The 8,995-nt window shown below is 70.3% G+C and carries 7 protein-coding genes and 1 pseudogene; 4 read left to right on the top strand and 4 right to left on the bottom strand.

All coding sequences use genetic code 11. The annotated features are described in order from the left end of the window. A partial coding sequence (locus tag ACFU6I_RS46605) for a ricin-type beta-trefoil lectin domain protein (RefSeq protein ID WP_384380106.1) occupies positions 1–1,469 on the top strand: 1,469 nt, incomplete at its 5' end. 51 nt (positions 1,470–1,520) lie between these two features. Here ACFU6I_RS46605 and ACFU6I_RS46600 read toward each other — a convergent pair. Further along, complete coding sequence (locus ACFU6I_RS46600; RefSeq protein WP_384380103.1) at positions 1,521–2,849, bottom strand: M18 family aminopeptidase; 1,329 nt, start codon at positions 2,847–2,849, stop codon at positions 1,521–1,523. Positions 2,850–3,153: 304 nt separating this feature from the next. Beyond that, the gene (locus ACFU6I_RS46595; RefSeq protein WP_384380109.1) at positions 3,154–4,344 is read right to left on the bottom strand and encodes an MFS transporter; all 1,191 of its coding nucleotides are present in this window, start codon (positions 4,342–4,344) and stop codon (positions 3,154–3,156) included. Between the two features lie 154 nt (positions 4,345–4,498). On the opposite strand from ACFU6I_RS46595, the gene ACFU6I_RS46590 reads away from it, so the two are divergent. After that, entirely contained in the window at positions 4,499–5,485 is a 987-nt protein-coding gene (locus ACFU6I_RS46590) for a LuxR C-terminal-related transcriptional regulator (RefSeq protein WP_384380100.1), read from the top strand. Between the two features lie 109 nt (positions 5,486–5,594). Here ACFU6I_RS46590 and ACFU6I_RS46585 read toward each other — a convergent pair whose 3' ends face one another. Next, complete coding sequence (locus ACFU6I_RS46585; RefSeq protein ID WP_345515310.1) at positions 5,595–7,262, bottom strand: fumarate hydratase; 1,668 nt, start codon at positions 7,260–7,262, stop codon at positions 5,595–5,597. A 227-nt stretch (positions 7,263–7,489) separates the two neighbouring features. Here ACFU6I_RS46585 and ACFU6I_RS46580 point away from each other — a divergent pair, with 227 nt between their 5' ends. Together ACFU6I_RS46580 and ACFU6I_RS46575 are read left to right on the top strand one after the other, a co-directional pair. After that, positions 7,490–8,164, top strand: a complete 675-nt coding sequence (locus ACFU6I_RS46580) for a DUF1707 domain-containing protein (protein ID WP_384380097.1) — start codon at positions 7,490–7,492, stop codon at positions 8,162–8,164. 167 nt (positions 8,165–8,331) lie between these two features. Next, positions 8,332–8,703, top strand: a complete 372-nt coding sequence (locus ACFU6I_RS46575; RefSeq protein ID WP_384380094.1) for a WhiB family transcriptional regulator — start codon at positions 8,332–8,334, stop codon at positions 8,701–8,703. 176 nt (positions 8,704–8,879) lie between these two features. Here the strand turns inward: ACFU6I_RS46575 and ACFU6I_RS46570 are convergent. Then, positions 8,880–8,995 (bottom strand): annotated as a pseudogene (locus ACFU6I_RS46570) (fructose-bisphosphatase class II); the annotation flags it as partial.

Raw genomic sequence — 8,995 nt, 5'->3', positions numbered from 1 at the left:
CTTGCGGGGGCAGGGCCGCCGCAGCCGGACCGGCAGGCGCGGCAGACCGGTCCGGTACCACCACTACCGCATCGACCCCCCTCCCGCCCGAGCTGGAGGCCATCCGCGCCGCCGAAGCCACCCAGCTGTACGGGAGCCCGGCCGAGCGCCCGCTCGCCGACCGCAGGACCGGGCTGATCTCGCTCGGCGACAGCGAGATCTCCGGCGAGGGCGTCGGGACGTACGAGGCGGGGACGAACGGCCCCGACAACTGGTGCCACCGTTCGCCCGACTCCGCGATCCACCGCACCGGGATCCCGGCCGACGTCACGTACAACGTCTCCTGTTCCGGCGCGTACACCGGCAACATCGTCATCGGCGGCTCGAAGCAGTACGCCGACGAGCTCGTGCAGAGCGACAACCTCGCCATCAAGGCGCGCAACACCCGCATCAAGATGATCCTGCTCGTGGCCGGCGCCAACGACGACCTCCAGTTCGGCCCGGTCATGACGGACTGCGTCGAACGCTGGGTCCTCCTCCAGGGTGTCTGCCAGCCGAAGTACGAGGGCGGTTGGCAGGCCCGTGTCGACGGGCTCGTCCCCAAGGTCGAGCAGACGGTCCGCGATCTGAAGACCGTCATGTCCGACGCCGGCTACAGGAGCAGCGACTACAAGCTCGTGGTCATGGGCTATCCGAGCCCGATCGGCCCGGACTTCTACGACAACCCGAACTTCCCCGGCAAGCTTCCCGGCGGCTGCGCCGGGTACGACTCCGACGCCGCCTGGGGCCGTAACGTCGCCGTCCCCGCCTTCGAGCGCGGGATGCGGAAGGCCGCCGCCGACACCGGTGCCGTCTACCTCGACAACTCCCGTCTCTTCCACGGCCACGAGGTCTGCAGCGAGTCCACCTGGGCCCGCGGTCTCTACATCGACCTCTCGCACTTCCCGCCGGACTCCAACTCCGTCCGGCAGTCCTTCCACCCGAACGCGAACGGGCACGCGGCCTTCGCGTCGTGCCTGACCCAGATCTACAACTCCGGTCTGCGCGAGGCGAGCTGCGCCGACCCGGCCGGCACCGGAAAGCCGGTCCTGGAGCCGGCTGCCTGGGACTCGCTCTTCAAGCCCCTCAAGAACGAGGCCACCGGCACCTGTGTGGACGTCCCCGCCTCGGTGACCCGTAACAACACCCCGATCGGCGGCTGGGACTGCCACGGCGGCCGCAACCAGGGCTGGTGGTACGACACCGCCCGCAAGAGCGTCCACACCGAGCTGAGCCACGACCGGTGCCTCGATGTGCCCGGCGCCGACTACAGGGCGGGCGCCACGGTCATCCTGTGGAACTGCTCGGGCGCGGCCAACCAGCAGTTCGTCAGGCAGTCGGGCACCATGCGCCCGGCCGCGTCGACCGGCCTGTGTCTGACGCTGGCGGCGGCCAAGGACCCGCTGAAGCTGCAGGCGTGCGACGGGACGGCGAAGCAGCGCTTCGCGTAACGGCCGACGGGGCAGGGCGGCCGCCGGTGCGGTCGCCCTGCCCCGTTCCGCTCACAGGCTCGCGGCCTCGCCCACGAACGCTCCCAGTACGGCGGCCAGATACCCCGGATCGTCCGCCCCGCACAGCTCGCGCGCCGAATGCATGGAGAGCCCCGGCACCCCCACGTCGACCGTCGGGACACCCAGCCGGGCCGCGGTGAGCGGGCCGATCGACGTGCCGCACGGCATCGTGTTGTGGGAGACGAAATGCTGCCACGGTGCGCCGGCCCGTTCGCATGCCGAAGCGAACACCGCCATGCCGGTGCTGTCGGTGGCGTACCGCTGATTGACGTTGACCTTGATCGCCGGTCCGCCGTTGGGCAGCGGGTGGTGATCCGGGTCGTGCCGTTCCGCGTAGTTGGGGTGGACCGCATGCGACATGTCGGCGGAGACGCAGAAGGTACCCGACAGGGCGCGCGACCAGTCCTCGGAGCTGCCGCCGCGCGCGGTGACCGAGCGGCTGAGGAGCCGCTCCAGCAGCGGGCTCTGCGCACCCGTCTCGGAGCCGCTGCCGACCTCCTCGTGGTCGAAGGCCGCCAGGACGGGGATGTACGAGGGCGGCTCGGCGCCCGTCGCCGCGTCGGCCAGGGCGGTGACGCCCGCGTGCACCGACACCAGGTTGTCCAGCCGCGAAGAGACCACGAACTCCTGGTCCACGCCCAGGTATCCGGGCGGCTGGACGTCGTGCAGCATCAGGTCCCAGCCCAGTACCTCGGCCGGGTCCACCTCGGCCGCCGCAGCCACCCGGCGCACCAGCGCGCCGTCCTCGGGTGCGCCGAGCGACCACAGCGGGGCGACATGGCGCTGCCGGTCGAGCGCCAGACCTTCATTGACCGTACGGTCCAGATGGATTGCCAGCTGAGGTACGCGCAGAATCGGTTCGTCGATCCGGACGAGCCGCGACATGGTCGCGCCACCGCGGCCGCGCAGCGCGAGCCGCCCGGATATCCCCAGGTCCCGGTCGAGCCAGGTGTTGAGCGGGACTCCGCCGTAGATCTCCACGGCGATCTGGCGCCAGCCCGCCGAGCCGGTGTCGGGGGTGGGCTTGACCCGCAGATTCGGTGAGTCGGTGTGCGAACCGATGATCCGGAACGGCGTGTGGGCGGGGACGCCTTCGGGGACGTACCAGGCGATCAGTGCGCCGCCGCTGGTGACGAAGCTGCCGCCGGTCGTGCCCGTCCAGTCGGCCGTGCCCTGCAGCTCACGGAAGCCGGCCTTCTCCAGGCGCCGGGCGGCCTCGGCCACCGCGTGGTAGGGGGACGGGGCGGCGCCGATGAAGGCGAGCAGGTCGTCGGCGTGGCTGCGGCGGCTGGCGTGGCTGAGATGGGGTGCCGGCGTCATACGGCGTCCACCTTTCCGGTGTTCGGTAGCGAGAGTGAGGGGGGTGGAGCGGGTGGCACGCGGGTGGAGGCGCGGCCGGCGGCGCAGGGAATCGGCGGAGTGCTCCGGGAACGTCCACCAACCCTTGGCGCGGTCCCGGAGCGGCGCAAGCCCGATCCGGCGCTCCCTGCGTGAAAGCGGCGGTGCGGGATTGTCGCGTTCGAGGCCCCGTCGCAGGGGTCGCTGGGAGGAGGGCACAGCGGCGCGGGGTCCGGGGCGCAGTCCCCGCCTGCTCCGGTACGGTCCGCGACTCCCGCAGGTGGTCTCAAGATTGGCTGAATCCCGTCCCTCTGCGCAGCCCCGCCACCCGGAGCACGAACACCAGCGCGACGAGGATCGCTGCCCCGTGGGACCACCCGACCACGGTCAGCGGGGTGTGGCGGTCGAGTGCCGCCGCGACAAGGATCATTCCGACACCGAAGCCGAGATTCTCGAACGTCGCGGAGAGTCCGAAGGCGTGACCGCGCGGGCCGGCCGGGAGTGTCTGCAGATGCGAGGTGTACGAGACCTCCGTGAACCCGTCCGCCGCGCCCGCGACAAGCGCGATCACGGCCGTCGCGACGAGCGGGAACCCCGCGAACGCGAGGACGAAGGCCCCGGACATCACGATCGTGCCGTAACCGAAGCCCAGCGCGCCCACCGACCGGCCGGTGCGCTTCGTGTACCGCTGGATCACCTGCTGCGCGAGGACGTTCCCCACCGCCCACAGACACCAGAAGGAGCTGACGAACACCGCGGGGTGCGAGGGGTCGAGGTCGGCGGAGTGGACCGGCAGCCCCGCGTTGTGGGACGAGGAACCGAAGGCGTCCACCCCGCGCAGCGCCACCATCAGACCGAGACCGGGCGCGGCGGCCAGCGCGGCGAACGCACCGGGCTTCCCCGACCGCCGCCCCGCCCGCTCCGCGGCCCCGCCCGTCCTGCCCCCGCCCGTGACCGGCAGCAGCGCCACCGTCACGGCACACAGCACGAACGTGACCATGTCCACCACGAACGCGGCTGTGTACCCGACCAGCGACACCACCACACCCGCCGAGGCGAAACCGGCCACCATCGCCAGCGAACGCCCCGTGATGGAGAGCGAGTTCGCCCATCCGCGCCGCTCCTCGCCCACCATCTCGGGAATGGAGCTGCGCAGCGCCACCATGAACAGCGTTCCGCAGGCACCGATCACCACGGACACAGCCACCAGCGCCGCTGTCCGCAGCCCGTCCGGCGCGAGGATCAGCAACAACATCACGGCCGCCTGCGCCGCGTTCGTCCAGAGCATGACGGCCTTGGCCGTGAAACGCGCGAGCAGCGAGCCGGCCGTCATGCCGGCGACGAAGCCGGCACCCAGCCGTACCGCCATGAACAGCCCCATGGCGATCGCCCGACCCGTCGTCTCGTAGACGAACAGATTGAGCGCCACCATATTCAGGAACGTGCCGTAGGAGGAGACGGCGTGTCCGGCGACCAGGAAGCGATAACGCCGTTCGCCGCGGGCCGAGTTGTCCGGCCGGTCGGCCGAATGGTCGGGGGAGTGGTCGGTGCGGAGCGTCACCCGCACATAGTGGTCGAGTAACCGTGAACCCGGATGTCGGCCCGTTTGCATGAATGTAATCTGCATCCTTGTGAAGGACGATCATTCCATCCCAGGCGCATGTGATTGCCGCGAATCGTCGTCGGACCGCCCCTGTGCCACCGCCCTGACGGCCTACCGGCGCGCCCTGATGGAAGGAGGGCTTCCGGAAACCGAGGCGCCCGCCTGTCTGCGTGCCCTCCAGCTGGTGGTGGCGGACCGCGAAGCGCCGGGCTCCCTGATCCCCGTACCGCCGGAGACGGCCTCCTTCGCCGCGCTCGGGCCCATCGAGGAGGCGATCGTCCGGCAGCGCCGGACCCTGCGTGCCACCCGCGCCGCCCTCGCCGCCTTCGAGGGGCTGTACGCGGATGTGCACCGGACGGAACAACCCGCCCTCAGCCGGCTCGCCGGAAGAGCCGTGATCAACAAGGCGCTCGACGCCGCCGTCGGGAGCTGCCGGGAGGAGCTGCTCACCGCGCAGCCCGGCGGCGGACGCTCCGCGCAGGTCCTGAGCGAGGCACTGCCGCGCGATCTGGCGATGCTGCGGCGAGGCGTGCGACAACGGACGATCTACCAGCACACCGTCCGTACGCACCGTGCGACGCTCTCGTACATCGAGCAGGTCACGTCGGCCGGCGCCGAGGTACGGACGCTCGCCGAGGTCGTCGACCGGGTCATCGTCTGCGACCGCGACGTCGCATTCGTCCCGGTCCACGAGGAGCCGCACACAGCCCTGCGGGTCCAGCACCCGGCCCTGATCGCCCTGCTGGTCCGGCACTTCGACCATGCATGGTCCCGCTCCGTCCCGGTCCGCCCGGAGGACGCACCACCGCGCTCCCCGGCCATCACGTCCGACCTCCAGCGCACCATTCTGCTGGCGGTGGTCGGCGGCGAGACGGACGCGTCGATCGCCCGAAGGCTCGGCATGAGCCGCCGCAGCGTCGCCGAGCACATGCGCAAGGTCTCGGAACAACTGGGCAGCAACAGCCGCGCCCAGCTGGGCTATCTGCTCGCCACGTCAGGACTGCTCGACACCTGAACGAAGGAGCGCGGACCCGAGCGGTCGGGCGCCGACTCCGTCACGGACGCGCCGCGGGGGCGCCCCGGCCGAAACCGTGACGCCCCCGCAGCGGGCCGAGTCCTGCCGGTCAGGCGAGACCGGGACCGCGCACCGGAATGCTGGTGAACGTCGGCGCCGGGGCGGGCTCGGTGAAGAAGTCGTTGCCCTTGTCGTCGACGACGACGAACGCCGGGAAGTCCTCGACCTCGATCTTCCAGACCGCCTCCATGCCGAGCTCCTCGTACTCGACGACCTCGACCTTCTTGATGCAGTCCTGCGCCAGACGCGCCGCCGGGCCGCCGATCGAGCCGAGGTAGAAGCCGCCGTGCGCATCGCACGCGTCGGTGACCTGCTTGGACCGGTTGCCCTTGGCGAGCATCACCTTGGAGCCGCCCGCCGCCTGGAACTGTGCGACATAGCTGTCCATGCGCCCGGCCGTCGTCGGGCCGAAGGAACCCGAGGCGTACCCCTCGGGCGTCTTCGCCGGACCCGCGTAGTACACCGGGTGGTCCTTCAGGTACTGCGGCATCTCCTCGCCCGCGTCCAGCCGCTCCTTGATCTTGGCGTGCGCGATGTCGCGCGCCACGACCAGCGGGCCGGTCAGCGAAAGGCGGGTCTTGACCGGGTACTTGGTCAGCTCGGCGAGGATGTCGTCCATCGGCCGGTTCAGATCGATCCTGACGACGTCACCGGCCTCGTCCAGGTGCTCGTCCGTGGTGTCCGGCAGGAAGCGCGCCGGGTCCTTCTCCAGCTGCTCCAGGAACACACCCTCGGCGGTGATCTTCGCGGTGGCCTGACGGTCCGCGGAACAGGAGACGGCGATCGCGACGGGCAGGGAGGCGCCGTGCCGGGGGAGCCGCACCACGCGCACGTCGTGGCAGAAGTACTTGCCGCCGAACTGCGCGCCGATCCCGATCTTCTGCGTCAGCTCGAAGACCTTCTCCTCCAGCTCCTTGTCCCGGAAGCCGTGACCCGTGGGGGAGCCCTCGGCGGGCAGCTCGTCCAGGTAGTGCGCGGAGGCGTACTTCGCGGTCTTCAGCGCGAACTCGGCCGACGTGCCGCCGACAACGATCGCCAGGTGGTACGGCGGGCAGGCCGCGGTTCCCAGCGAACGGATCTTCTCCTCCAGGAACTTCATCATGGAGGCCTCGTTCAGGACGGCCTTCGTCTCCTGGAAGAGGAACGACTTGTTGGCCGAGCCGCCGCCCTTCGCCATGAAGAGGAACTTGTAGGCGCCGCCGTCGGTGGCGTACAGCTCGATCTGGGCCGGGAGGTTCGAGCCGGTGTTCTTCTCCTCCCACATGGTGAGCGGAGCCATCTGCGAGTAGCGCAGGTTGAGCTTGGTGTACGCGTCGAAGATGCCGCGCGAGAGCGCCTCTTCGTCACCACCCGAAGTCAGCACGTTCTGCCCGCGCTTGCCCATGACGATCGCGGTGCCGGTGTCCTGGCACATGGGGAGGACGCCCGCGGCGGCGATGTTGGCGTTCTTCAGCAGGTCGAGCGCCACGAACTTGTCGTTGGACGACGCCTCCGGGTCGTCGACGATCCGCCGCAGCTGTGCCAGGTGGGCGGGGCGCAGGTAGTGCGAGATGTCGTGCATCGCCTCGGCGGCCAGGGTGCGCAGCGCCTCCGGCTCGACCTTGAGAAACGTACGGCCGTCGGCCTCGAAGGTCGAGACGCCCTCGGCGGTCACCAGCCGGTATGGCGTGGTGTCCTCTCCCAGAGGGAGCAGATCGGAGTACGCAAACTCTGGCATTACGGCCATTCCTCACTCGGCGACAGCGGCTGGCCTCCCTTGGTCAGCGCACCCACCAGGGTAGAACGTCGCAAGGGTGCCGAAGCTGTGAGGTAAGGCTCAGTCGAAGGCGCGCGGCCGCCCCGGGTGCGGCGGGCGCGACTCCCCGATCGGCCCGCCGTGCGCCCCGGGCCGATCCGACGGAGAGGCTCTAGTCGCGATCTATCGCGTTTGGGTACGCTTGGCCGGTGGACCTCGAAAAGCACCCCCAGCAGCCCGCCGCCCCGGCGCAATCCGCGCCCGCGGGCATCCGTGCCTCCGACGCGGACCGCGACCGGATCGCGGACATCCTGCGCGATGCCATGGCCGAGGGCCGGCTGACCGCCGAGGAGCATGCCGAGCGGGTCGACGCGGTCTACCGGGCCAAGACCGTCGGTGAACTCGAGCCGCTGGTACGGGATCTGCCGACCCCCGGAGGGAGCGCCCTGCCGCCGTCCGCCGCACCGTACGCGTACGGCCCCGAGGCCCCCACCGGCCCGGCCGACAACCTGGTGGCGATCTTCAGCAGCTCCACCCGCAAGGGCCGTTGGCGGGTCGGCGGCCGTACGAACGCCTTCTCGCTCTTCGGCAGTGTGGAGATCGATCTGACCGAGGCGCTTTTCGGCCAGAGACTCACCGTCATCAACGCGACATCCATCTTCGGAAGTGTCGAGATCAAGGTGCCGGAGAACATCTCGCTGCGCGGCAGCGGGACGGGTGTTTTCGGTAATTTCGAAGTGGTCACACTGGAATCCGCAGACCCGGAAGCACCAGTGGTCATCGTCAACGGCTATTCGGTCTTCGGCAACGTCGAGGCGAAGCCGAAGCGCGGGAAACTGATCACGGATCTCCACAACAAGCTGCGCAAACACCTCGGCCACTGAACCACGGCACGTCGCGCCGGTCCGCACCGTTTCAATCAAGCCAATTTTCCGATCGATCACCATTTCGCAGCCCGGAACTCGGTGCCACTCAGTGCATAGGCGCACGCACAGCGGGTAGGGACTGCTGCATCGTCTCTCGCTCGCGAAGCCGTCGTCAGGAGTAGATCGTGCTGCAACTGCCGCATCAGCCCCTGCGGGTCGCCGCCGTCCCCACCCAGCGCACCCCTGCTCGGGAGGACGAGGCCGGCCCCTGGCACTCGGAGGCGGTGTGCCGCCGGGACGAAGCCGGGCTGTTCTTCGCCCCGTCGAAGGAGCCGACTGCTGCCCGACTGTCACGAGAGGAGTCCGCGAAGCGGGTCTGCGCGCGCTGTCCGGTGATGATCGAGTGCCAGGAGCACGCCTTGGTGCAGCCCGAGCCGTACGGGGTGTGGGGCGGCCTCACCGCCGCCGAACGCCGTGTGGTGCTCGCCCGCCGCAGACGGCGCGAGATGGAGCACAAGGCCGCCGCTTCGGCCGACCACATCGCCGCAGCCGGCTGACCGGAGCGGACCTGACCGGGGCGGACCCGACCTCAGCGGATCGGTGGGGCCTCGCGGGACGCGACGAGCCGCCCCCACCCGCCGTCGACGCGGAGAGGCGCCCCCACCGCACATGGGGGGCGCCTCTTCACGTTCTCCCGGCCGGACGAGGCCCGCTCGCGCGTGCCTCGCGCGGTCTACTGCGCGCGGTCGAAGTCGATCGCGCTGTAGGCGCGCAGCTTCGACAGCCGGTGGGTCGAGTCGATCTTCCGGATCGTGCCGGACTTGGACCGCATCACGATCGACTCGGTGG

The organism is Streptomyces sp. NPDC057486, from assembly GCF_042802415.1.
Taxonomy (GTDB): Bacteria; Actinomycetota; Actinomycetes; order Streptomycetales; family Streptomycetaceae; genus Streptomyces; species Streptomyces yanii.
The sequence above is the reverse complement of the archived record's forward strand: the minus strand, read 5'-3'. Positions and strand labels throughout refer to the sequence as shown.

Coding starts and splice junctions, on each gene's coding strand:
- ACFU6I_RS46585 (WP_345515310.1), bottom strand. CDS start 7,262: ATGCCAGAGTTTGCGTACTCCGATCTGCTCCCTCTGGGAGAGGACACC.
- ACFU6I_RS46600 (WP_384380103.1), bottom strand. CDS start 2,849: ATGACGCCGGCACCCCATCTCAGCCACGCCAGCCGCCGCAGCCACGCC.